This is a genomic window from Streptomyces aureoversilis (genome assembly GCF_042657885.1).
GTDB classification, from domain to species: Bacteria; Actinomycetota; Actinomycetes; order Streptomycetales; family Streptomycetaceae; genus Streptomyces; species Streptomyces aureoversilis.
On sequence record NZ_JBHSKJ010000022.1, the window covers coordinates 85,499 to 107,711 of the forward strand.

The 22,213-nt window shown below is 70.6% G+C and carries 22 protein-coding genes; 3 read left to right on the forward strand and 19 right to left on the reverse strand.

Features of this window, described 5'->3' with window-relative positions; all coding sequences use genetic code 11:
- The 12 genes from ACFPP6_RS30295 to ACFPP6_RS30350 form a co-directional block, all read right to left on the reverse strand.
- On the reverse strand, positions 1–795 hold the full coding sequence (locus ACFPP6_RS30295) for a YgjP-like metallopeptidase domain-containing protein (RefSeq protein ID WP_382049178.1): 795 nt from the start codon (positions 793–795) through the stop codon (positions 1–3).
- A gap of 325 nt (positions 796–1,120) precedes the next feature.
- Entirely contained in the window at positions 1,121–2,311 is a 1,191-nt protein-coding gene (locus ACFPP6_RS30300) for a hypothetical protein (RefSeq protein ID WP_382049181.1), read from the reverse strand.
- A 138-nt stretch (positions 2,312–2,449) separates the two neighbouring features.
- Entirely contained in the window at positions 2,450–2,677 is a 228-nt protein-coding gene (locus tag ACFPP6_RS30305) for a hypothetical protein (RefSeq protein ID WP_382049184.1), read from the reverse strand.
- Positions 2,678–2,719: 42 nt separating this feature from the next.
- The gene (locus ACFPP6_RS30310; RefSeq protein WP_382049187.1) at positions 2,720–3,133 is read right to left on the reverse strand and encodes a hypothetical protein; all 414 of its coding nucleotides are present in this window, start codon (positions 3,131–3,133) and stop codon (positions 2,720–2,722) included.
- 175 nt (positions 3,134–3,308) lie between these two features.
- The gene (locus ACFPP6_RS30315) at positions 3,309–3,506 is read right to left on the reverse strand and encodes a hypothetical protein (protein ID WP_382049190.1); all 198 of its coding nucleotides are present in this window, start codon (positions 3,504–3,506) and stop codon (positions 3,309–3,311) included.
- A gap of 457 nt (positions 3,507–3,963) precedes the next feature.
- Entirely contained in the window at positions 3,964–5,016 is a 1,053-nt protein-coding gene (locus tag ACFPP6_RS30320) for an N-6 DNA methylase (RefSeq protein ID WP_382049193.1), read from the reverse strand.
- Between the two features lie 193 nt (positions 5,017–5,209).
- Positions 5,210–5,689 (reverse strand): hypothetical protein, encoded by a 480-nt coding sequence (locus tag ACFPP6_RS30325; protein WP_382049196.1) that lies wholly within the window; start codon positions 5,687–5,689, stop codon positions 5,210–5,212.
- Positions 5,690–5,861: 172 nt separating this feature from the next.
- Positions 5,862–6,893 carry an N-6 DNA methylase gene (locus ACFPP6_RS30330; protein ID WP_382049199.1) on the reverse strand — a complete coding sequence of 344 codons (1,032 nt, stop codon included), beginning with the start codon at positions 6,891–6,893 and terminating at the stop codon, positions 5,862–5,864.
- Between the two features lie 89 nt (positions 6,894–6,982).
- On the reverse strand, positions 6,983–7,321 hold the full coding sequence (locus ACFPP6_RS30335) for a hypothetical protein (RefSeq protein ID WP_382049202.1): 339 nt from the start codon (positions 7,319–7,321) through the stop codon (positions 6,983–6,985).
- Between the two features lie 291 nt (positions 7,322–7,612).
- Positions 7,613–8,047, reverse strand: a complete 435-nt coding sequence (locus tag ACFPP6_RS30340) for a hypothetical protein (protein WP_382049205.1) — start codon at positions 8,045–8,047, stop codon at positions 7,613–7,615.
- A gap of 279 nt (positions 8,048–8,326) precedes the next feature.
- On the reverse strand, positions 8,327–8,590 hold the full coding sequence (locus tag ACFPP6_RS30345; RefSeq protein ID WP_382049208.1) for a hypothetical protein: 264 nt from the start codon (positions 8,588–8,590) through the stop codon (positions 8,327–8,329).
- A gap of 441 nt (positions 8,591–9,031) precedes the next feature.
- The gene (locus ACFPP6_RS30350) at positions 9,032–9,790 is read right to left on the reverse strand and encodes a hypothetical protein (RefSeq protein WP_382049210.1); all 759 of its coding nucleotides are present in this window, start codon (positions 9,788–9,790) and stop codon (positions 9,032–9,034) included.
- A gap of 597 nt (positions 9,791–10,387) precedes the next feature.
- Between ACFPP6_RS30350 and ACFPP6_RS30355 the strand changes: the two genes are divergently transcribed.
- From ACFPP6_RS30355 to ACFPP6_RS30365, 3 genes are all read left to right on the forward strand, one after another.
- The gene (locus ACFPP6_RS30355) at positions 10,388–10,876 is read left to right on the forward strand and encodes a gamma-glutamylcyclotransferase family protein (RefSeq protein WP_382049213.1); all 489 of its coding nucleotides are present in this window, start codon (positions 10,388–10,390) and stop codon (positions 10,874–10,876) included.
- Between the two features lie 128 nt (positions 10,877–11,004).
- Positions 11,005–11,931 carry a class II glutamine amidotransferase gene (locus ACFPP6_RS30360; RefSeq protein ID WP_382049216.1) on the forward strand — a complete coding sequence of 309 codons (927 nt, stop codon included), beginning with the start codon at positions 11,005–11,007 and terminating at the stop codon, positions 11,929–11,931.
- A 110-nt stretch (positions 11,932–12,041) separates the two neighbouring features.
- On the forward strand, positions 12,042–12,308 hold the full coding sequence (locus tag ACFPP6_RS30365) for a hypothetical protein (RefSeq protein WP_382049219.1): 267 nt from the start codon (positions 12,042–12,044) through the stop codon (positions 12,306–12,308).
- A 76-nt stretch (positions 12,309–12,384) separates the two neighbouring features.
- Here ACFPP6_RS30365 and ACFPP6_RS30370 read toward each other — a convergent pair whose 3' ends face one another.
- From ACFPP6_RS30370 to ACFPP6_RS30400, 7 genes are all read right to left on the reverse strand, one after another.
- Positions 12,385–14,013 carry an amidoligase family protein gene (locus ACFPP6_RS30370; RefSeq protein ID WP_382049222.1) on the reverse strand — a complete coding sequence of 543 codons (1,629 nt, stop codon included), beginning with the start codon at positions 14,011–14,013 and terminating at the stop codon, positions 12,385–12,387.
- Positions 14,013–14,564, reverse strand: coding sequence for a hypothetical protein (locus ACFPP6_RS30375; RefSeq protein WP_382049225.1), 552 nt, complete (start codon positions 14,562–14,564; stop codon positions 14,013–14,015). The genes ACFPP6_RS30370 and ACFPP6_RS30375 overlap by 1 nt, the downstream gene beginning before the upstream one ends.
- Positions 14,565–14,590: 26 nt before the next feature.
- On the reverse strand, positions 14,591–16,138 hold the full coding sequence (locus ACFPP6_RS30380) for an amidoligase family protein (protein WP_382049228.1): 1,548 nt from the start codon (positions 16,136–16,138) through the stop codon (positions 14,591–14,593).
- Entirely contained in the window at positions 16,125–17,267 is a 1,143-nt protein-coding gene (locus ACFPP6_RS30385) for a hypothetical protein (RefSeq protein ID WP_382049231.1), read from the reverse strand. The genes ACFPP6_RS30380 and ACFPP6_RS30385 overlap by 14 nt, the downstream gene beginning before the upstream one ends.
- A complete protein-coding gene (locus ACFPP6_RS30390) occupies positions 17,264–18,595 on the reverse strand; it encodes a ParB N-terminal domain-containing protein (protein WP_382049234.1) in 1,332 nt (443 codons plus the stop codon). The genes ACFPP6_RS30385 and ACFPP6_RS30390 overlap by 4 nt, the downstream gene beginning before the upstream one ends.
- 111 nt (positions 18,596–18,706) lie before the next feature.
- Complete coding sequence (locus ACFPP6_RS30395) at positions 18,707–19,825, reverse strand: replication-relaxation family protein (RefSeq protein WP_382049237.1); 1,119 nt, start codon at positions 19,823–19,825, stop codon at positions 18,707–18,709.
- Positions 19,822–22,209 carry a type IV secretory system conjugative DNA transfer family protein gene (locus ACFPP6_RS30400; RefSeq protein WP_382049240.1) on the reverse strand — a complete coding sequence of 796 codons (2,388 nt, stop codon included), beginning with the start codon at positions 22,207–22,209 and terminating at the stop codon, positions 19,822–19,824. Before ACFPP6_RS30400 ends, ACFPP6_RS30395 begins: the two co-directional genes overlap by 4 nt.
- Positions 22,210–22,213: the final 4 nt, after the last annotated feature.

Sequence of the window (22,213 nt, forward strand, 5' to 3'; positions counted from 1 at the left end):
TCAGCGGGTGGCGCCGGTCCAGATGTCGAGCCACGCCTGGCGCATCAGCCGCTGGCGCCGCCGGCCGTCGGGCATGACGCGCTTGACGCAGGCCCAGAACTCCGGGCCGTGCGGCTTCCCCGGCGGACGGGTGGCGTGGGCCAGCTCGTGCACCAGGACGTACTCACACAGCGCCGCGGGGAGCTGGAAGAGCGGCCAGTGGAACGCCACCTGGTCGGCACGCCCGTTGAACACGCCGGCCCGGACCTTCCCGAGGTCGCGGACGTCCAGGCCGGGCTGCGCCCTGCTGCCGGGCGCTATCCGCCGCCACCAGGAGGGCGCGTTGCGTTCCACCCAGGCAAGGCCTTCCCGGCAGTACCAGTCGGTGAGTACGCCGGCCCCGCGGTCGCGGACGTCGGCCGCGCTGACGACCAGCTGCCATCCGCTGTCGTGCCGGACGCGCCGCGCCGGGCCCGCCTGCTCCGTCAGGTGTAGGCGCATGGTCTGGCCGAGCCAGGTGAACTCCTCGCCGTCGACCAGATGCTTGACGGGGTGGCGGGGAGCCATCGCGGCGAGCTTGATGGCGTTGCGCTCCAGCTCTGCGGCCTTGTTCCGGACGAAGTCGACAACTCTCTGCGGGGCTATCGGGGGCCGGACTCTTACGGTGTGCCGGCCCGAGATGTCGGTGGTGATGACGATGTTCTTGCGGCGGTTGGAGATGACGACGGCGAAGTCCTCGGCGGCGAGCACTCCGTCGTCGATGACGGCCTGGCGGATGAGCTTCGCCAGTGCGAGATTCTGAGCAGAAGAAGGCATGGGAATCCTGGTTCGGTTGGGCGGGGCAGGGGCGCCGGCGCCGGGGTGAGGGGCGCGCAGACCTGCACGCCTCGGTGCGACGAGCCGCGGCAGCGGCCCGGGAAAGCCGGTCTCCGACGGCCATCGGCGCCGCGGGGTGGGCCGGCAGCTCGTGTCGGGTTGTCTCGGCGACCTGCTCGAGGCCGGCCGCCAGATCGTGGTGCGAGGGCTGTCGGAAGCGGGCGCGGCCACGCCGGGTTCGTCCTGGCCGCGCCCCGCTGGTCGTGCTCACGGGGGAGGGCTGGGTGGCCACGGCTCGGGGCCACCCGATGCCGGGGCCCGCCGGTCAGGCGGCCCAGACGTAGACGGGGCCGCGCGGGCGGCGTACGGGCTTGCCCTTGGGGCCGTTGACGTGCTGGCGGATGATCCGCTCGGCGTGTGTGCAGCCGCCGACGGCGTGCAGACGGGTGTTCAGGCAGCGGTTGGGGCTTCGGTAGGGCGGGACCTCCCAGCGGTAGTCCGTGCGCGGCGGCCTACGGCCGTCGCAGTCCTGGCGGTCGCGCTCGGTGGCCTCGGCCGACGGCCGGTGGCTGGCCCGCAGCCGCACCACGTTCACATCACCGTTCCCGGTGATGCCCGCGCGCCGGTCGCGCTTGCGCCCGGCCCGGTCACGGGGCACGACCTCGGTCTCGGTCCACGCGTGCTCGCCGGTCTGGGACATCAGTTGCCAGGCGGTGTAGACGGTCTGGGCCCAGCCGCCGGTCGTGCCGAGCGGAGAGCCCGCCTCGGGGAACTTCCGGCCGAGGAAGAGCACGGTCTCGTTGTCCCACGTCAGCTCCGGCCGCCCGGGGAAGTCCAGGGCCGCGACCAGCTCCCCGGCGCGGGCGGTGTCACCCAACGCTGGGCTGTGCAGCATCGTGCCGGGATCCACGCCGCGCAGAGCGGCCCCGCACGCGGTGTAGAAGGTGAGCCATATGCCCTGCTCAGCCGGGTGGACGAACTCCCGGCCGTGCGCGGTGTTGGCGATCCACTCCACCGGCACGCGCCCGACGCGCGGGCGCCACAGCGACCAGGAGACCGCCACGATCGGCGTGTGCAGCTGCACCGGCTCCCCGCCCTGGCCGGGCGCCGCCGTGCGGGTGTTCACCGCGTACGAGCCGATGGGGTCGGCGAAGACCATCAGCCCGCTTGGCGACGGCAGACGGTCCGCGCTGACCGGCTCGCCCGGAGGCGTGGCCGCCGCGGCCAGCGACGCGGCGGTGGTGTCCTCGTCGGCGTAGTACAACCGGGCCTCCGAGAGACGCTGCGCCTCCTGGCCGCACAGAACCAAGGCCCCCGTGGCGGCCGGATCCGCAACGTCGATGTAGGGGAAGAGGCTGGAGTTCCCGTCCATCAGCGAGCTCTTCATCGCCATGAGCCCGATGTTCGTCCGCTGCCACTCCTCCATCTGCTGTCGCATCTCGGCGAGCTGGCGCGGCTCCGGCGCAGTCCAGCGCCAGTTGGCCGGGTCGGACGTGGAGAAGTTGGAATCCAGCACAGTGCCTCACAAACAGGGTGAAAGTTCAGGAACCGGGGGGCCGGGCGGTGATCGCCGGACTGCCGCGCCCCGGTAACCAAAAAGATACCCCAGAGAAAACAATTAAGCAATAACTCTGATTCGGTGAGACGCCCAGAGTTACGCGCAGTCCCGCCGCAGGATCTCAGCCGCCTGCGCCGCGCTGTCGGCGAAAACGTTGCTCACGGTGATGTAGGGCTCGACGAACAGGGCGTCGAATCGCTCGTTGGCCTCTCGGCGGCCGGCCGGGGCGGCCTCCACGTCCAGGACCGTGAAGCGCCCGTCCGGGCCGATGGTGCTGATCACGTAGTACTCGCGGCCGCTCGAGATGGGGGCGTTGGCGTTCACTTGGGCTCCTCGTGTGCGGGGGTGGTGCGTACGGGGCGAGCGTTACAACCCGGTTTCTCCGAAGGTGTCGTAGGTGCGGGGCCGGGAGCCGGGCGGGAGGCGGAGCTCGTCCCAGATGAGCTCCCCGTCCTCGAAGAAGGCGATCTCGCCCTCGGAGCCGTCTTCACCGACCCAGGTGATGGCGTCGTCGAAGCCGTGGCCGATCGTGACGGCAGGGACCGTCAACTGCCTCAGCGTGTTGCCGATCAAGCTGTAGTGGGCGTCCCAGTGGATGTGGGCGGACTGGATGTGCGACGGTAGGCCCTTGAAGTTGTACGTCGCGATGTCCGCGGGAACCAGGATGCGCTCCCGGTCCTTGACAAGGGCAGCGAGGGCCTGCGGATCGATGGCGGGCGGGGCGATCTCGAAGACGGGCCAGGGGCCCAGCAGAACCTCGGAGATGGACGCGAGCGGCATCGGCGGATGGAAAGTAAGAGAGCCTCGGGTGGTCCATGTGAGACCCATGGTGGCAGTCCCTTTCGTCTGGTCGGAGCCTGTGGCAAATGCGCCCGGCCCGCCGCCCTCCGCGGGGCAGGCGGAAGGGTCCGGCGGGTGCGAGGGGACGCGGTGGTCGAAGAGGCGCGCTGGGGCGTCAGGTGGTCGTCGAACTGGGGGAGATGAGGCGGCGCGGCGTGCACCGGCGGACCTGTGCGTGGCCTCTGCGGCGCCCGGCCTGCTGGGGGCGCTGCGTGTCGGCCTCCGCCGGGGCGGGGTCGGGCTCGGTCAGGCACTGGAGGGCGAGGCGTTCGCGTTGTCGCTGGCGTCCGGCGCCGCGCGGTACGCCGTGCACGCCGGGAAGTCGCGCTGGAGGTCGGGGCCGCGGCGGCGTTGCGCCTTGAGGCGGCACTTCAGATACGTCGCTCGCGTCGTGCCCTTGTCGCGAACGCGTTCCGTCAGGAAGGCGCACCCGCCGCACGTGGCGGACGGTGCCGTTGTCCAGGGCTCCAGTAGCCGTTGCCGAGTAGCCGGGTGGATGCCCTGGTCAAGGCTCTGGCGTATGAAGCCGCGGCCGACAGTTGCGGGCGGAATCGTCAAAGATGTCATGGATATCCCCATGATTGAGAAGTGGGTGGATGCCGACGGGGGCGGGCTCGACCGAGCGGGCGGAGCCCCTCGCTGCACCACTAAATATACCCCTAGGAAAACAGTTAAGCAATGCCTGTCGGGGGTTCATCCCCGAGGTCATGGCCGCTTCAGGCCTCGCCGTTGGCACAGGCCGGCCTGCGCGAGCCGGTCGCTTCTCCTTGCTACTGCGACGGCGACTCCACGAAGGCATTCCGGCGGGCGGTCGCCTGGGTCCGGTGTTCGTGTGCGCGTCCCAGACCGCTGTCCCTGGAGAGCCCGTCGGCACAGGCGATGAGGACGTCGTCGCCCAGGCGCCACAGCAGGGAGTTCGCGGCCAGCGTCGCGGCTGCGAGGGGATCGATCTCGACGCCGACCCAGGGGAACTCCGCAGGGTCCTTGCCTTCCCAGCGCAGTTGGGCCGCTGCGGCCCGCCACATGGCTCCGCTGCCGGCCGCCAGCTCTCCGGTGCTTTCGCCTTCGGACAGGCCGGACAGGATCTCGCTCATGAAGTCGCACACGAAGTCCGGGGTGTGGAAGGCGCCGCGCCGTCCCTTCTCGCCCCGGGCGGTCAGCTGCTGGAGCAGCCGGCCGAGCAGGTCCGCCTTGAGGTACCGCCTTGGGTCGGCCCCGTGCTCCACGAGACCCGCTCGCAAGAGGAGGTGGGTCAGCTCGGTCACCTGCTGCGCGGTCTCGTCGGATGCCGTGCCCAGCCACCGGTAGAGCAGGCCCGCGCATTCGGTGAGGTAGGGGTGCCGTACCCACAGCTCGGCCCACGTCGCGCGCATCAGCTCGATCAGGCCGCCTGGCGGAAGCTCAGCGATCGTGCGGGCGAGGACCGGAGCCTGGGAGTCCGCGAGAGGGAGCAGGGCAACCGTCGCCGCGGTGCCGAGGGGGACCTCGACGGCCGCGCCGGAGGGCCAGAACGCGGCGACCAGATCGCAGACCTGCCGGCTGTGCTCTTGCGGGTCCTCCGGCAGAAAGGCCCGGCGAGCGTGGGCCGAGGGCAACCACCATGCTCCTGCGGCCCAGTCGGCCAAGCGACGGCACGCCGCGCAGAGGGGCAAGGCGGCGGCCTGCCCGGCCTCCACCGGGTTCCCGGTTCCTCTCCACCCGTCCGCTGCGGGCGGCTTGGCACGGCACAGCGCGTGGGCGGTGGATTCGCCGTCCTGCGGACCGAGCAGATGCGCCTCATCGTCGTCGGGCCGGTAGACGCGGGTGACACCGCTGAAAGGCATGAATCTCTCCTGTAGAAGGGCGGCGGGCTGTGCGGCCCGCCGGGTAGGTGGTCTGGTGAGCGCGTCCGTCGGGCTCGCAGGTCGGCGCTGCGCCGGTGGCCGGAGTCGGGCAGAGGTGGCCACAGGCGCGGCCTAAGGAGGGTGCTGGGTGCGGCATCCGTGGCCCGCCTCCAGGAGGGCCGGGCGCTGCGGGCTACGCGCGGTCGTCGTTCTCGTTGAGCTCGGCAACGAGTTGGCCGAGGGGTGTCCGGAAGGCGTGGTGCGTGCGGCCGCTGACGCCGTCGTCGCCGTTGTGCAGCTGGGGGCTGCCCTGCTGGTCGCGGAATTCCGTGAGGCCCAGGGCGGCGAGTGCATGTGTTGTCGGCCACGGCACCGAAGGCGCGAGGCGCCCGTCGGGGCCGACGCCGTTGGTCAGGGCCGTGAGCTGGGCCGTGGTCAGTGCGGCACGGCGGCCGGCCAAGGTGATGATGAGGGGCTGGTCACCGGAGGAGGCCAGTGCCTCCTCGACGTCCATGACGAACCCGTCCTGGTCATTGCGGTAGAAGTAGCGGGCCTGGAGAAGTCTGCGAAGCAGCCCACTGCTGATACGGGCGCCGGACAGATGGCCCTGCGGGTGAGCGGACGCCGTCTTGAGGTAGGCCATGGAGCGACTGGTCGGCACTGTCGGAGGCACGGAATCTCCTGCGGAAGGTGTGGCTGGCGGTGACTGTGGCCCTCCGGTCCGGAGGGCCACAGTGCGGGGGCGGCAGGTTGAAGGCGCCGGATGCTGGCTGCGCATGGTCTCGTGCACGCGTCGCGGGGCGATGACGCATGAGACCGTGCGGTCCAAGTGGCGTTCTGCTGCGTCAGGCTGCGGTGGAGTTCGGGAAGAGGGAGTTCAACAGGCGGTTCGCCTTGTGGGTGGCAACGGCGGCGACGGTCGCATCGGTGATCCGGTCCCGGTGGGCGAACATCTCGCGCTGGTGGGCGAGCGCTGCGGCGGTGAGGTCGCCCTGCGCGAGGGTGTCACCGCAGGCAACCAGCGCGCGGGGCCCCAGGTCCCACACGAGCACGTTCACTGCGGCGGCCGCAGCGGCAACGGGGGAGAGCTCCTGCATCATCCAGCCGAAGTCGTGCGGGTCGAGGTTGTGATCGCGCAGGGCCTCCGCGAGCGTGCGGAACATGCTGCCGGTGCCGGCGGTCGGCTCGCAGAACCACTCTCCGGGCTCGGGCAGCTGCTTGGCCGTGAGGACACTCGCCATAGCGGCCGCGATATCCGGCGGGGTGTGGTATTCACCGAGACCCTTCCGGGAGCTGTGATGCCGCAGCGCGGTGACGGTCCAGGACATCAGGTCGATGGTGGACCGGAAGGCCGGGTCGCTGGAGCCGGTGTAGTGCAACACCCCGGACCGGACAGCTGCGCGGGTCACGGCCTGGACCCCTCGCAACAGCGTCTGGTCCAGGTCCTCCTCCGTCCACTGGGTGATGGGGGTGGCAACATCGAGCAAGTCGGGACGCTGCATCCAGCTCGCGGCGAAGCACTCGGCGTAGCCCTGGACCAGTACCGGGCCGGGTTGCGCGGCGAAGTAGCTGGCAAGGCGGCCTGCGTGGGCCGCGCCTTCGGTCTTGGTGGGCCACAGGGCCAGGGCGGCGACGATGCCTACCGGGATGTCCATGCGGCTGCTTCCGGAGGCCTTGTACCACGCATCGGCTACGGCTTCACCGAAGTCGGCGCCGGAACGCGCGGTGGAGGGGAAGTGGGGGAAGGAGCTCGCACCGGCGTGCCGGGCGCATCCGGGGTTGTCACATCCACTGGCCTGGGCGGTCTTGGGTGCAGCGTGGAGCCTGCGGGCCTTCAGCGCTGCGGCGATCTGGTCGGTAAGGTCTTGATGGCTCATGGTGCATATCTCCAGTACGCCCCGTTTGGTGGCGGGTGCGGGTGCAGCGACTGCCGGGCGGATGTCCGCCTTCCGAGCGCGGAGGCGCCTCACTGGTGGCTGGACTCGGGCGGCGAGCTCGATGCGCGGCGGATCATGCGCTGCTGGGCGGGATCCCAGTCGCACTCGAGGTAAAGCCGGTTGATGTCCGGCAGGGGTGGGGTGTTCGGGGGAGCGCCGGGGTCAGGCTGGATGAAGAAGCCGTACTCCCAGCACTCGGCGTCGCCCGGCCAGTGGCCGGTCCATCGGGTGATACAGGTGCTGCCGGAGTGGCCGCAGCCGGCGCGCTGCTGTCCGGTGGTGGCGCAGCGCGCCACGTCGCAACCATCGTGGTGCAGTTGGCCGGGGCGGACGCCGCAATCGGGGCAGTCGGAAGGGGAGGTGAACACGGGTGTTCTCGAAATCGGGGGCGGAATGCGCGGGCAAGGGCCGTTGACCCGCGCGGTGTGCTGGCTCTTGGTGATGAAGGCGGGGTCTGCGCAGACACTTCGGAGCGAACGCGAAACAGACCACCAAGGAAACAATTAGGCAGTAGTGCGGATGGATGTGCCCACGACGTGGAGCCGGGGCCGGTGGCGCACGGCGCGGCGGCGCGGGCGCCCAGGCAGGCTCTCCGCCGGGCGCTGGGGAGCGCCGTGGCGCAGAAGGGGCGGGCGGGCCTTGTGGCGCATGTCGGGCCGTCAGCGGATATCGATCCGGGGGCCGTAGGAGAGTCCTCCCCTGCGGCCGTAAGGGAAGTTGACTCCCGCCCGGTAGGCCTCCGTAAGGAGGTCATTCATAGTCCGCTCGCCATCGGCGTGCGAGCCGAAGTGCTGGCGCGTGATGCGCTTGGGCAGGCGGCGCAACGGCCAGTCCCCGACACGGCTCGGCGGGTAGATGGCATGACCCTTCCTCGTCGGGCCGATGTGACCGTGGTGCTGGGCGTCGTAGAGGCCGCCGATGCGGGCGGTGTCGGGGCGGTCGCTCTCACGGCAGAGGAGGGCAACGTATGCGCCCTCGGGGTACAACTGGCCGAGCGCGGCGCTCACGGCCTTGATGACCATCCTGGCCTTCTGCTTCAGGGCGGCACGGGCGAGGTCCATCTCGGTGATGGCGTCGATGCTGGCGGCGTCCACGGCGTCTCCATCTTCTTGCGGTTTGGCCCAGGGCTGGCCGGGCGAAGCTGGGGTGGCGGGCGAGGGAGAGTCGGGACGCGTTGCGGGGTGATGTCTCCGTGCGCCACCGTCAGGAGGCGGTTCATGCCGCCGCCTTGATGACCCCTCTCCGGCTTGACAGGTCAAGCATACCAAAGTGAAAACAGTTAAGCAACCCCCCTGTGGACGGGCAGGCCAGAGGTCGGTGCGCCCCGTGGCCTGCCCAGCGGCGACGAGGTGCAGGATCCGGTCGGCCGCGGGTCAGGCCTTCTTGTGGGGGCGGCCCGTGGGCCTGCGGTCGGCGATGCTCTTGTTGACGGTCTTGCGGAACCACATGGGTTTGAGGACCTCCGGCTCCAGCCCGTCATCGGGCATCCGGTCCGGCTGGGGCAAGCGGCCGAGGCTCATGTACTTCGACAGGGTCACGCGCTCGACACGCGTCCCCCGGGTCGCGTTGCCCCAGATCGTCCGATAGTCGTCGATGTCGAGCAGGTCTTCCGGGTGCCCCTCGGGAGGAGGGATCACGACCGCCGGCACGCCTCTTCCGGCCTTCGGTGCGGGTGGTGTTGCGGCAGTGCTGCGCTGCCCTGAAGAGCGGGCTTCAGAAGGCCCTTCGGCAGGCGTCGCGCCGCCCCGCGGCCGGCGCGCACCGGCCTGCGGAACCTCCCCTTCACGGGGCGAGCTCCCCGCCTGTGGCGTGCGTTTGCCCGGCCACGACTGCGGTCGATTCGCTCGTACCCAGGAGTCCACTTCCCGGGCATCCCACTCATCGTCCCCGACCGGCCGCGGGAAGTTGAGCAGGCGGGCCCAGGAGTCGACGGTTTCGCCGACTCCGTACTGCTCGCCGATGCCGGCGCGGTCGATACGGGCGCTACGCCTCCGCGTGGCCATCACGCTTCTCCATCGTCAGGACTCCGCTTCGGGCGCACTGCACGCGATACGGGCGTGCAGCATTTCGGCGTACCGTCATGCTTTCGAGGGCCGGCCGGGCTTACGCCGGCTGTTGATGAACTCATACGCGGTGCTTCGGAACCACATCTCCTCGGCGACCTCGGGCTGCCCCTTGTCGCCTGGCACTCTGTCCGGCTGGGCCAGGAGGCCCTGCGACCGGTAGGTGGCGAGCGATGAGAGGGCCAGGGGCTTACTGCGCCCGCGTGCCGCGGCGTCGAGCTCGGCGATCTCTTTCAGGGTCAGCAGGTCCGAGGAGCTGCCTGTGGGGAGGGCGGCCTCGGACACGGTGGCGCGGGGAGTGGCCGGCGCCTTCTTCTTCGCAGTCGGAGTGCTCTCCGTCTTCTTCCGGCGGACCTTACGGGGGCGCGTGATGAAGTCGTAGGCGGTGCTACGGAACCACATCCTTTCCTCGACCTCCGGCTTGCCGCCGTCGCCCGGCTCCCTGTCGGGCCCCGGCATCGTCCCCTTCGAGGGCGAGAGATAGGTGCGCAGCGTCTCGACGGGCGTGGCTTCGCGACCCAGGAATGCTCCTTCGAGCTCCCCGATCTCCTCGAGCGTCAGCAGGTCGCGGTCGTTACCCTCGGGCAGGCCCAGGTCCTTCGCGCTCTTCTGCCCGCTCGCCCACAGGCCCGGCTTGTGCCGCTTCACCCATTCGTCGACCTTCGCCTCGTCGTACACCAAGGTGTTCTCGGCCTTGTCGATCGCGTCGGGGAAGTCGGGCTCGCCGGTCCACAGCAGGGCCGCATTCCGGTGCACTTTGTACCGCTTGGCCATCCTGAGGACGGTCGTGTACCGGGTCTGCGAACCTGCCGGGATCATCTGTCGCTCCAAGGGCTGGCGCATGTGCGCCGCGGTGGCGGGCCGCCCTCATGGGCGCCGAACTGTACGGGTCTATCGCGCCCTCCTGCGTCTTCCGCTCGGTCGGCCGGAAGGGATGCAGGTAGGGCTCCATTGAAGGTACCCCCCGCAAACTATTTAAGCAATTCTGCTATGCCGGCTTCGCCTGCCGCTCGGCGGACCGCCGGAGCGGGCAGGCCCCTCTGGCCGCCCGGGCGTACGGCCGTCGCGCGGCTCTGCTCGCACTCCAGGGCGCGGACCTCGGTCGCCGCGGTACCTCCTGCCTGTCGATACGGCGAATGACCGGGTCCCTTGGCGGCGCGAAATCGCGACGCCGCCGACGTGCAACGCCGGAGCGAGAGCCTGGCATTGCTTAAATGTTTTCTATGCGGTATATTTGATGTGCGGTCGAGGTTCGACGGCGATTCCCAATGGCCGCGTGAACGGCCTGTTTTCGCCAGCCCGCCTACAGGGCTGGTGTCCAAGTCATCCGCTGGACGTGGTCTGGCGGTGCTATGCAAGGAGGTGGCGAACATGACGCGGATGACTGAGCAGCTCCCGGTGTTCGTCTACGGCACGCTGCGGGCGCAGCAAGGGAACTACCGGAGGATTCTGGCGGGGCATACCGTGCGCGAGCGCTCCGCGTCCCTGGAGGACTACACGCTGCTGGGTTCCGTCGTGCCGTTCGCCGTCCCCCGTGAGGGTCGGCGCGTGGTCGGTGAGCTCATGGATGTGCGCCCCGAGGTCTGGAATATGGTCCTTCGTCGCCTGGACCACCTGGAGGGCTACACGGGCGCCGAGTTCGACAGCCTCTACGTGCGTCGGCGGCGCGTGGTGCAGTGCGCCGACGGCGAGTCGGTGCGTGCCTATTTCTACGAGGCCGGTCCCGCCCACCACGAGAGCTGGCTCATGGACTGCCCGGAGGTGCCGGGCGGCGACTGGGTGGCCAGCGGCTTCGCCCGGACCCCTAGCTCGCCTCGACGGGCGGCCGTACGCCGGTCGTCCCGCCGCCGCCTCGCCTGAGCGGCGCCGCGTGCGTTGCGGGTGCGCACGCCCCTTTCACTGACGCTCAACCCCGGACGGCGCCCCAGCGTCGGCCGTGATGCGCCCCTGCCCCGTGCGTGAACGACAGGGGCAGCGAAGGACCTTGTATGTGCGGTTTGTTCGGATTTATTCGTAATCAGGCCTGCGACGACCCGTCGCGGGCCTCCATCATGTGCTTCCACCTGGGTGTCCTTGCCGAGGAGCGAGGCACCGACGCTGCGGGTCTGGCCATGGCCACCGGCCCGACGGCCACGGTGGCATCACCGGTGGTCTCCCGGCGCGACGTGCATGCCGGTGGCTGGAGGGTCGTCAAGGGCGCGGGACCGTTCAGCAAGATCTGGGACCCCAAGCTGACCGAGGTGCTCGACCGGTCACCCGCCGCTCTGGGGCACACCCGCTGGGCGACCCAGGGCGATACCCGCCGTCTGGCGAACTCCAGCCCGCTTCAGGTCGGCCAGCTGATCGGCACACACAACGGCGACGTCGACGCGCTGGATCTACGGGACGCCTACGAGCTGCCCGACCCCAAGGGGCAGACCGACACCGAGGTCCTGATGCAGGCCCTCGACCAGGCGGGCGGCGTCATCGCCGCCACCCTTCAGATCCTGGAGTCCACCCTGGGGCGTGCCGCGCTCGCGTGGACCGACCGCCGGTGGCCGAACCTGGTCATGCTGGCCCGCACCGCCGTCAGCCCGCTGGCCGTCGCCGTGGACGACGACGGCAACCTCTTCTGGGCCTCGAATCCCGGTTGGTTCCCTGTCGCTGCCCGCCGCAGCGGGGTACGGATCCAGCGGAGCCGCATCTGGCTCATGCCCGAGGGCACCCTCCTGCTCGTGGACCACTCCACGGGGGCGCCCCTCCTCGCGGGGCGCCACCGGTTCACGGCTACCGCCCGAGCCCGCGATGACCGGCTGGCGCCCATCGTCGCCTACCGGGGCTTCACCAAGAACGACCGCGCTGCCGACCAGAAGCTGATCAGCCACCGGACTCTCCCCGACCCGGTGCTGCGCCGATCCACGCCCATGTGGGTCTGACCGCGAAGACCTGTGCCGCGCGCCGGTACCGGAGGAGAATGCGGCGCGTGAACTTCTCACCTTCAGCTGCCGCGCTGTACATGGGCCCATCCGTTCGAGGGGCGAGGGCATTGCCGCCCGACGCTGAGGTCGGCGAGGTCGTCGACCAGCTGAGGCGCGCCCTCCACACGATCGAATGCCGCGAGCTGGGCCCGGAGGCGTCCACGCAGCGCTTCGGCCAGTTCGCCGACCTCGGCGGGGACCGGCGCGTCATCTTCCTCGACCCGGACGGGCTTCTCGCACGGCATCCCGAGCACGGAGAACTCCACGCGCTGCTCGGAGCCGTGCAACGGCGCGGGCCGGCGGTGGACGTCACCCTCGCCGCCACCCGCGGCTGACCGGACCCCGAGCCAGAAGGCCCCTGTTTTCTCCACTTGGAGGGAACAGGGGCCTTTTTGGCTGTGCGGATGTCGGCTACGAGCCGCGGTGCCAGCGTGTGGCGGCGAAGAGGGCGGCGGCCTGCGCCCGGTTCTCCTCGCGGGGGAAGATCCGGTCCACCATGCTGCGGAAGGAGGCGGTGCTCTGCTGCCAGCGCTCGCCGCTCAGCCGCCGCCGCGACAGGCCGTCTCGTTCCAGGGCGGCGCGCTGGCTGCCCACGGGCTCGCGGGGAGGCGGCGGAGCGGTGCCCGCTTCGCGCAGGGCCGCGTTGGCCAGGCCGAGGGAGACATTGACCTGGGCCTGGATGACGCCGGGCTCCAGCGAGCCGTCCCACATGCGGAACTCCGCGTGGTCGCTTGAACGTCCGTCCACCGACTGGAAGTTAAGGCCGATACCGTGCGAATTGTTCGCATTTCTGACGGCGGCTACCGAGGTGTACGGCGCGCTCGGCTCACGGTTCGGCCGGCACCAGCGCAGGCCCCGGTGCTGCCGGCGGGCCGGGTTCTGCGCGAGCCGGTAGAGCACGTCCTCGTACGCGCCCACGGTGCCCAGGAGCCGGTTGTGGTTCTCGACGGTGTGGTCGTAGTCCGGCACCGACACGTGCACGTGCCCGCCCGTACGGGCGCTGGCCACGCCACCGTTCCTCCTGATGATCTCGCATACCCTCGCCAGGTTGTTCCAGGTCTGCGGCTCGTCGTAGAGGATCGGCGAGACGATCTCGCCGGCGACCGTGCTGTCGTGCTCCACACGCCATGCGTTCGCGTCATCGGTGTATCCCGCGCGCGCGGAGGCGTGCCACCCGTGAATGTGGGGGTCGGGAGCTATCCCGGCCTCGTGCATCTCCCGGGCGATGGCCTGCTGCGCCCGCTGCCGCTGGGCGTAGTCCATGCTCGGCGGGAAGTCGAACTCGAGCTCCAGGCCGAAGGCCCTGCCGCCTTCCCGGGCGCCGAGGCCGCCCGTCGCGTTCTCCGTCAGGTACGGCACCGGCGGTTCACCGGCCCGGCGGCGCGCCTGGGCCTGGTCGTAGGCTTCCTGGAAGGCGTCGAAGTCCTCGCTGTACGACCGGGCAGCCGGCTGCGCAGCGTGCTCGGCGCGCAGGCGCTCCTGCTCGGCAACTGAGGCTGCATGCTCCGCGGCGACCTCATCAAGGACTTCTTGGGCTGCCAGGCGGTCTGTGACGGTCGAGCTGGGGGCATTGAGGCGGTCCTGGACAAGTTGTCCCACCATCCGCTGGTGTTCGCAGAGCCCGTCTTCGTCCCTCTGGTGCGGCTCTTGCAGACCGCAGCGCACGTCTCCGGGTGCGACAGCGAGACGTCCGTCGGTGTCCCTGGACACGCGCACCTCGCCGTCAAGCGGGAAGAATCCGCTACCGCTGTCGGGGACGGTGGACCCTTGCACCGCGACGAGGGCATCGCGCTCATCGGTGACGGTCTCGCGCACGAAATCCGCCGACTCGGGAAACCACACCATGGTCCCCGGGCGCTCGATGAGGTCCATGCACTGGTGCGGGGCCATCGGGTCCGCAAAGATGACTGGCATGGCGGGCCGCTCACGTTGCAGGGCGTTGCGCAGCGCCGCGATTGCCTCTTCGCTCGCGAGTTCCGTGCTCGGGCGGGTGACCGCAACGGTGTGGTGCTGGTGCTCTATTCGGCTGCCGGATCCCATCAGTTCCCCTCGTCCGGCTCGGGCGCGGGCGGCGCCATGTCGGTGCGGATGTTGACGTGGATGACGCCGGCCTGGTGCAGGGACAGCAGCAGGCTCCAGTCGTCGCCCGGGTCGATCCACACCAGTGAGCCCTCCGGGCCTTCGGGGCGGGGCAGTCGGCCCTCCGGGCGGTAGAAGGTGGAGACCAGTACCAGCGGCACGGGGGCATCCCACTGCCGGACGGTCGGCGGGGTTTCCCGGCTTCCGAGCAGCACGGCGCGCTGTTCGGCTGTGCACTCCTCGAGCTCCGGGGCCATGGCCAAGGACGCCTGCATCCGGACCTGCGTGCGCAGGGCGAGCCGGATCCTCGCGGCCGCACGGTCACGCGGCGTCTCCAGCGTGGGGTACTCCGGGATCAGCGCTTCGAGGAGCTCGGAGGGGGTGTCGGCCCACGCGCGCCAGGTGGCGCCTTCGTAGAGCATCTCGAAGCGGTAGAGGGACTGGTCGTCCTTCTTCGGCGGGGCGGGCGGTTCGGCGGCGGCCGAGGCGTTGCGGGCGCGGATAACAGTCATGTCGTCTTCCTATCGGTATGGGGTGGTTAGCGGCGTTGCCAGCGTGTGGAGGCGAAGAGGGCCGTCGCCTGCTCCTTGTCCTGGGAGCGGTGGAAGACCTCGTCGACCAGCCGGCGAAAGTTCAGCGTGCTGGTGCGCCACTGCTCGCCGGTGAGCCGGCGGCCAAGCAGGCCGGCCTCCCGCAGGCGCTGCCGGTGGCCGCCCAGCTGCACCGGATCGCCTCCGGCCGGCCTGTGCGTGCTTCCGGCGTCGCGGACGGCAGCAGCAGTGATGCCCAGGGACAGTTTGACCTGCGTCTGGATGACCGACGGGTTCAGGGAGCCGTCCCAGATCCGGAATTCACCGTGGTCGCTCTGGCGACCGCGGGCACCGCTGAGGTTCACCGCCTGGCCGTGGTGGGCGCTGGCTTCGACGGAGTAGAGGTCCCGGTAGCCGTCCGCAGGGACGCGGTTGGGGGTGCACCAGTCCGGGCCGCGGTGCAGGTTCCCTGGAGCGCCGGGATTTTGGGCGAGACGATACAGGACGTCCTCGTAGGCCTTGTAGGTCTGCATCAGCCGGAAGTGGTTGGCGACGTCGACGCCATAGTCGTGCATGCCGACGTGGACGTGGCCGCCGGTACGGAAGGAGGCGTGGCCGCCGTGCCGCTCGATGATCTCGCACATCGTCGCCAGGTTCTGCCAGGTGGCCGGCTCATCGTAGAGGATGGGCGAGACGATCTCGCCGGTGACCGTGCAGTCGGTCTCCATACGCCAGGCGTTGGCCGCGTCCGTGTATCCGGAGTACTGCTGGGCGTGGTAGCCGTGGACTCCCTCATCCCGGGACAGCCCGGCCCGGTACATGTCCAGGGCGATGCGTTCACGGGCCTCGCTGCGGGTGTCGTAGTCGCCGTCGACGTCGAATTCCAGCTCGACGCCGAATCCGCGGCCGCCGTCTCGGGCACCGAGGCCGCCGGTGGCGTCCTCGGTCAGGTAGGGGATCGCGGCCTCGCCGCGCGCGGTCCGCTCGCGGGCGGCGTCGTAGGCGCGCTGGAAGGCGTCGAAGTCCTCCTCGTAGCTGACGGCAGGCTCGTCGGGCAGCCGGTCGCGTGCCTGCACGTGCAGCGCGGTCGCGGCCTGCTGCTCGGCGAGCATCTCGTCGAGAACCTGCTGGGCGGCTGCCCGCTGGACGGCCCGGTCCTCCGCGGGCTGGAGGCGTTCGTGCAGTTCGGAGAGCCGCTCGGTCTGCTCGATGGTGGCCTGCCCGAGGAGGACCTGCTCCTCGAGGTCCCGCGCCTCCTGCGCCACGCGCTCGTCGTCATCCGGTGCAGATTCCGGGAGTCCGTCTGTATCTGACGGGATGTCGTCGTTTCCCCACTCGCTGCGGAGCTCGTTGCGTGCCTCGGTGAAACGCTGCGCCTCGGCGTCCGTGGCCTGGCCGAGCTCGATGCGCTGGCCCAGCCGCAGGATCTCGCTGATCAGGTGCTGCTGTTCCTCCGCGGCGCCGAATGGCTGTGCGTCGTCGGAGGTGGATATGGACGCGCTGGCGGTGGTGGCGATGAGGTGGTGCTGGTGGTCGATGCGGCTACCGGATCCCACGTTTTCCTCCGGAGGGGTCGGTGATGCCGGCGAGCTCGGCGTAGTGGCGGACGTTGGCGGTGAAGAGGTCCTCGGTGCGAGCCTGGGTGTCGACCCGGCCCTGGTGGGTCATGACCGCGCCGTGCCGCGCGTACTGGAGGGGGTTCTGGCTCACCAGGTAGAGCCGGCCGGGGAAGAGCGCCTGCAAGGTGGCGATCCGGTCGGCGCGGCTGGCGCCGGTGAGGACCATCGGGATGTCCTCGGGCAGGGTGGCGGCCAGGTAGGCCAGCCCGGGTACGGCCATTTCCTCCCAGTCGGCCTGGGTGCGGAAGGTCTGGAGGTTCACGGCGAGCGCCGGCGGGGTGATGGGGCTGTCATCGATCCAGTCGATGTACCGGTCGAGATCCTCCAGGCGGAGCCAGTAGACGCAGGGCACCGCGGGGACGCCGGCGTCGGCGAGTTCGGCGGCGAGCATGACGTTGCGCCGCATGTTGATGAGGTTCTCGGCCCTCGGCTGGTTGAAGTACATGGACGTGTTGGGGGTGAGGACCAGGTCCCATTCCTGGGCGGCGAGGGTCTCGGCGATGCCGTCCTCCTTACGCCGGGTCCAGTACGCCTCGACGAGCGGGTCCTCCGCGTAGCCGACGAGGACGGCCTTCTGCTCGGGGCGCAGGCCCAGGGCCTGGTGGACGGTCTTGCCGGCGTAGCGGGGGTAGACCTTGTGGCTCTTGGGGCTGAGCACCCGGCGCAGCCCGATCGCGTAGGCGGGCCATTGCAGCTGGGCGTCGAGGCCGGGGACGTCGTGTCCGTCGACCTGCGGGATGAACGCCGGGAGCTCGGGAAGGGTCCCGGGCACGGTCAGGCCGGTGAAGTGGAGGGTTCCGCCGATGTCGCGCATCCAGGAGGCGATGTCGGGGCGTGAGCCGCAGCGGATGGGGCAGCGGCTGCACGCTCCGGCCGGTCCCTCGGTGGGTGTCACGGCTTCGGCGCGCGCGCAGCCGCAGTATTCGCAGCTGGAGGAGCTGCCGGAGCAGACGGGCTCGAGGGCGGCAGGGTTGTCGATGAAGAAGTCGCACACGGCGCAGTTGCATCCCGCGGCCGGAGTGGGGACGGGGCGGCCGAGGGTGGGCATGGGCAGGGAAACGTTCATGCTGCGTGTCTTTCAGTGGTGCGGTCGGCGGGAAGCCGTCGGTTCAGGTCGGTGAGGAGCATCCGCAGCGAGCCGGCGTCGAAGCGGTGCAGAACACGGCCTTCGGCCAGCTGGCCGTTGAGCGCGCGCAGCGAGTCGAGAGCACCGCTGGCCACCTCCGGGTCGACCGGCGATGCCGACTCCGGCTCCGGGTCGGATTCCTCCTGGCGAACCTCGCCCGCAGGAATCGGGGACACGGCGGCTGTCGGAGCCGGAGCGTGCGGGTCGCCCGTGTGATCGCCGTCGGCCGGGGCCGGTCCTGCACCGGAGCCCTCGCCGGCCGCGTCATCCTGCTGATGCGGGCCGGGCTCGTCGTCCTGTTCCTCGGGTGTCCGCGTGAGGGCGGCGGAGCGGGCGGCGTTGGCCTCCTCGCGCATGATGCCGGCGGCCTTGACCGCGTCCTCGGCGCTGATCTCCGGGTCCTGTGCCTTGGCCTTGACCACGGCCGACAGCAGGTCGGAGCGGCCCAGGCGCTTGACGGCCTGCCAGATCTCAGCGGCGGCCTCACGGCGGCCGCGGGTCAGCCGGGCAAGGTTCGTGCGCGCGGCCAGCGAGACCTGGTGCTCGTCCATGTCGCTGGAGACCTCGCGCGGCAGCGTGCGGAAGGCAGAGACCAGCTCCCGCGCGCGGCGGGCGGTGATCTGGAGCCCCAGGCGGCGCAGGACCAGCGGCCACGGGGCGGCGAGGCCGGCATCCGAGCCGCGGAGCTTCTCCAGCGCCTGGAACCGGGCGACCGGGTCCTCGATCAGCAGGATCTCGTCGTCGACGTAGATCTCGGCGTTCAGCAGCTGGGTGTACAGGATCGCGCTGCGCTCCAGGAGCAGGGCCTTGGCGAGCTCGCCCGGCTGGAGGTCCTCACGGGCCAGGTTCTCCACCAACTGCCAGGTGCGGCGCTCCTCGTCGGTAATGGGGCCAGGGCAGATGACGGCCGGCAGAGCCTCGAAGTGCGGGTTGTCGGGCTGGTTGACCGCGCCCCAGCGAAGGGCCCGGTAGCGGCGCTCGCCGATCACCAGGCGCTGGTTGACGCTGCCGTCGGGCTGGGAGAGCTCCTCGATGAGGACCGGGTGGAGCACGCCCGCGGCGGAGATGGAGGTGATCAGGTCCGCAAGGCCCTCGGCACTGGTACTCGGGCCCGGGCCGCGACCCTGGATGTCGGTGTGGACGCTGCCGCGCATCGGCAGCCATTCGAAGCGCCGCTGCCGCAGCCGCTCCGAGTGCTGGAGGGCCTCGGTGAGCTGCGCCATGGTGCTGGAGGTACGGGACAGTGCGCTCGGAGCCGGGCTGGTCATAGGGGGGTCCTCCCTTCTGGGGGGTCGTCAAAGGCGTGGTGGAGCGGCAGCGACAGGACGTCGTCGTGGAGCTGCCGCGCAGTAAGGGCCGCGCGGCCGGCCCTCTGCCGCTCACCGGGCTGCCTTCGCCCGGGCCGGAGCCTGCGCGCGGGGCGTCGCCGCGGCGGGTTCTGGACCGCGGGCGGGGGCCGGCTCGGCGGTGCCGCCCGGACGCCCGCCGCCGGCGGGCCGTGGGGGCCGCAGGAAGACATCGGTCGGTGCCGGCCGGACCTCGGAGGTGCCGCGCAGCAACGGGGTGAAGATCGGCTCGAACGGCCCGCGCTCCTGGAGCAGCTGAAGCGTGGTCACGCCGACCGACAGCTGACCGGCCAGCCGCATCAACCGCGGGTCGGCCCGGGTGAGGCTGTAGAGGTCCTCGGTGCGGGCGGCCAGCTGCTCGGCCAGCGACCTGCGCACCGATCGGCGCTCGGCGTCGAGGATCACCAGCAGCCGCGGGAAGACCGGATAGACGTACTGCCAGGCGGGCCGCGTGGCCGCGGCGGAACGCCGCGAGCGGTCCGGGTGCTGCGGGACGTACTCGTACAGCCGCCCGTACGCGGTCAGCTTCGCGGCCAGGCGCGCCATGCTCATCGTGCCGCGGTCGACCTCGAGAAAGAGATTGAACATGGTGCGTCGGCCGCGCTCGAGGTGGACGTAGCGCAGGACGGCGTCGGCGATGACGTGGTCGTCCTCGAAGCGGCGCTGGCCGTCGCGGATACGGTGGGCGACCTCGGGCATCCAGTCGAGCGGCCCGCACTCGTGGGCAAGCCTGCGGGCGTGCTCGAAGAACGCGAGGCCGGCCTCGTTGACCGCGAGGGTATGGGCCTGGCGGGTGCTGGCGACCGATTCGGGCGTGACCCGGTAGGGCCGGGAGACAAGCTCGCCGGCCTCCTCCACAACCTCGGCGCCCGCCTCGGTGAGGAACCACAGGTACGGCTGCTGGATGACATTCGCGCCGCTCCAGCGGCCCTTGGCCCGCACGTGGTCGACCAGGCCCATGGCCTTGAGCTCGCCCAGCTTGCGCAGCAGGTACACCGGGCGCTGCGCGACGGGCGTCAGCAGCCGGCGCAACTGGTCGGTGGAGATGACCCGGTGCTGGTACAGGGCGTGCAGGGCCGAGGTGGACAGGGCGTGCAGCCGCGGACGGCCGGTCGGCTCGCCGTGGGGGACGTGCTCGAGGATGACGCTCATGCGAAGTCCGTCCCTCCGGTGTAGCCGGTGTCCTCGCCGCCGTCGCCCTGAGGATCGGGCTCCGGTGCGGGCGCGGCGTGAGGGTCTTCGTCCACGGGGGCGAACGCGCTGTCGTCGGCCGGCGGCTCCTCCTGGTCGATCTGCGGCGGCGGGAGCGTGGCCAGGAACAGCCGAATGCGGCCATCGAGCTTGCTGAGATCGGCGAGGATGTCGCGGACGGGCCGCCGCCGCAGGTTCTGATCGACCGACTTGTCGAGCTTGTCCAGGTCGTCGGGCCGGTAGTAGTCGCCGTAGAGGTCCTCCACACTGGCGCCGCGGACCTTGAAAGGGTCGGTCGCGCTGCCGTCGAGGGTCACGGACATCACGTAGTGGTAGCGCTGGAGCTGCGTGACGGTGTCCGCCTGGACCTTCTTGCCCCACCGCTTGACCACGAGCTGGGCCTCGTCGACGTCACTGGCCGTCGTGGAGAGGATCGACAAGTTCTGAAGCAGGCCCTGCCGCGTCGTGGCGCTCAGGCGCTGCGCCATCTGCGTCATGGCGAGCAGCTTGACCTTGAACTTCCGCAGCTGTTCGGCGATAGCGGCCAGATGGCCCTTCGAGGCGCCGTCGACCGCGGTGAGCTCGTCGATGAAGGCGAAGAAGTCCTTGCGATCGGCCACGGGGACATCGCGGCGGGACAGGCCGGCCCTAAAGAGGTCGAAGATCAGCAAGCAGGAGACGATCCGGTCGGTGTCGCCGGTGCCCGACGGGCACACGAAGACGATCTTGCCGGTGTCCATGGCATGCCGGATGTCGTACGTGCTCAGGCTGGATCCCAGGAAGGCCTTGAGCGCGTTCGAAGAGTCCAGGCGCTCGATGACGTTCGTGACCACCGGCGTGGCGTCCTGGGAGTACTTCGGGAACTGCTGCGACCAGAAGTCCTGAAGATTCTTGGGCAGGTACGGCGTGACCGACTCGCGCCAGACTTCGTCGTTGAGGATCGAGCGGATCTGGAAGATCGTCGGCGCGAGGTCCGGCCGGCCTGCCTGCGACAGCAGCCACGACAGGTAGACCAGGGACTCCACCGACCGGGTCAGGATCGTCTTCGCGCGCCCGGCGGAGTCGCTCCAGTTCAGCGCGCTCGCGAACCCGGTGACGATCGCATTCACGATGTCGGGGATGTCCGCCTCGGTGCGGTTCTCCATCGACAGCGGGTTCCACGACCCCGCCGGGGCGTCCAGGTCGGGGGAGGTCAGGTCGATCTCCCACATCCGCGGCGCGAGGTGGCGGTGGGCCAGGTAAGGGCGGGCGCGCTGCCAGCCGTCGCCGTGCGGGTCCAGGAAGAGGATGCCGTGCCCGTTGTGGGCCAGCGCGATCGCCTGGACCAGGCTCATCTCCGTCTTGCCGTAGCCCGCTTTGCCCAAAAATAGGGCGAAGAGCAGGTACGCCAGGGGCAGGCCGGCCAGGCGCTCGCCACCGCCCGGCTTGGCCACCCAGCCCAGCGGGATCAGGTCCGGCTGCCCGGTCCAGGTCGGCAGGCTCGGCGGGGGCGGGGGCACCACACCGCCCGAGCGGGCGATGTTGGCCGCCATGTTGTGCTTCGTCGGCGGCTTGATGAGCCCGGCGATCTCGGTCCCGGTGACCCACCCGCGCTTGCGCGGCGCGAACTCACCCGTCTCGAAACGCCGGTCGAAGCTCCGTCGGTACAACCACGCATCCGCCCGGACCTGGGTCACTCCGAGGTGGAGCCCGACGGGGCGCAGGTGGTTGTCGCCGGCCCACGCCTCGAGCGTGGCGAGGACCTGGTCCAGGAGCACCCGGGCCCGGCCCGGGTCGCTCGAACAGGCGCGCAGCAGCATCTGCAACTCGAACACCGCGTCCGCCCCGCCGGCGAACTTGCCCAGTCCGGCCTTGAGGTCGGACATCCGCGGCGGCCGCTGCACCACCAGCGGACGGCTGGCCGCCCGGGAACCGGTGTTGCCCTGCGCCTCGCGAAGGGCCTCCGAGGCGATCGAGGACAACCGGTCGAGGCCGATCCCGCGGCCGGCGGACTGCTGCACCGGCATACCGGGTATGGCCGGCATGTCCTGGGGACGGCGCCGCGCGTGCGCCAGGAGCCGCTGCCGCTTCCGGTTCACCGCCCGCGCGGAGACCGGCACCAGGTCCAGCACCACGTCGACCCGCTCGCTCAGCTCCTCCCGCACGTCCGCGACCGCCGCGGCCAGAGCCTCCAGGGGATCGGGACGCAGCGGAACCTCACGCAGCGCGAGGTAGTCGGGCAGGGCCAGCGCGAGCTCGGCCCGCGCCACGTGCACCTCCTTCTCCTTCTTGCCACTCCGGGCCGGCGCCGGGCCGGAATCCTTCGTCAGCCGGACCCGCCCACCACGGTTCTTAGGGTTCGCCATCTCC

What these genes read in the sequence shown, in the direction of transcription:
- ACFPP6_RS30295 (WP_382049178.1), bottom strand. Translation starts at nt 795, where the DNA reads ATGCCTTCTTCTGCTCAGAATCTCGCACTGGCGAAGCTCATCCGCCAG.
- ACFPP6_RS30310 (WP_382049187.1), bottom strand. Translation starts at nt 3,133, where the DNA reads ATGCCGCTCGCGTCCATCTCCGAGGTTCTGCTGGGCCCCTGGCCCGTC.
- ACFPP6_RS30320 (WP_382049193.1), bottom strand. Translation starts at nt 5,016, where the DNA reads ATGCCTTTCAGCGGTGTCACCCGCGTCTACCGGCCCGACGACGATGAG.
- ACFPP6_RS30330 (WP_382049199.1), bottom strand. Translation starts at nt 6,893, where the DNA reads ATGAGCCATCAAGACCTTACCGACCAGATCGCCGCAGCGCTGAAGGCC.
- ACFPP6_RS30350 (WP_382049210.1), bottom strand. Translation starts at nt 9,790, where the DNA reads ATGGCCAAGCGGTACAAAGTGCACCGGAATGCGGCCCTGCTGTGGACC.
- ACFPP6_RS30355 (WP_382049213.1), top strand. Translation starts at nt 10,388, where the DNA reads ATGACGCGGATGACTGAGCAGCTCCCGGTGTTCGTCTACGGCACGCTG.
- ACFPP6_RS30360 (WP_382049216.1), top strand. Translation starts at nt 11,005, where the DNA reads ATGTGCGGTTTGTTCGGATTTATTCGTAATCAGGCCTGCGACGACCCG.
- ACFPP6_RS30370 (WP_382049222.1), bottom strand. Translation starts at nt 14,013, where the DNA reads ATGGGATCCGGCAGCCGAATAGAGCACCAGCACCACACCGTTGCGGTC.
- ACFPP6_RS30375 (WP_382049225.1), bottom strand. Translation starts at nt 14,564, where the DNA reads ATGACTGTTATCCGCGCCCGCAACGCCTCGGCCGCCGCCGAACCGCCC.
- ACFPP6_RS30385 (WP_382049231.1), bottom strand. Translation starts at nt 17,267, where the DNA reads ATGAACGTTTCCCTGCCCATGCCCACCCTCGGCCGCCCCGTCCCCACT.
- ACFPP6_RS30390 (WP_382049234.1), bottom strand. Translation starts at nt 18,595, where the DNA reads ATGACCAGCCCGGCTCCGAGCGCACTGTCCCGTACCTCCAGCACCATG.
- ACFPP6_RS30395 (WP_382049237.1), bottom strand. Translation starts at nt 19,825, where the DNA reads ATGAGCGTCATCCTCGAGCACGTCCCCCACGGCGAGCCGACCGGCCGT.
- ACFPP6_RS30400 (WP_382049240.1), bottom strand. Translation starts at nt 22,209, where the DNA reads ATGGCGAACCCTAAGAACCGTGGTGGGCGGGTCCGGCTGACGAAGGAT.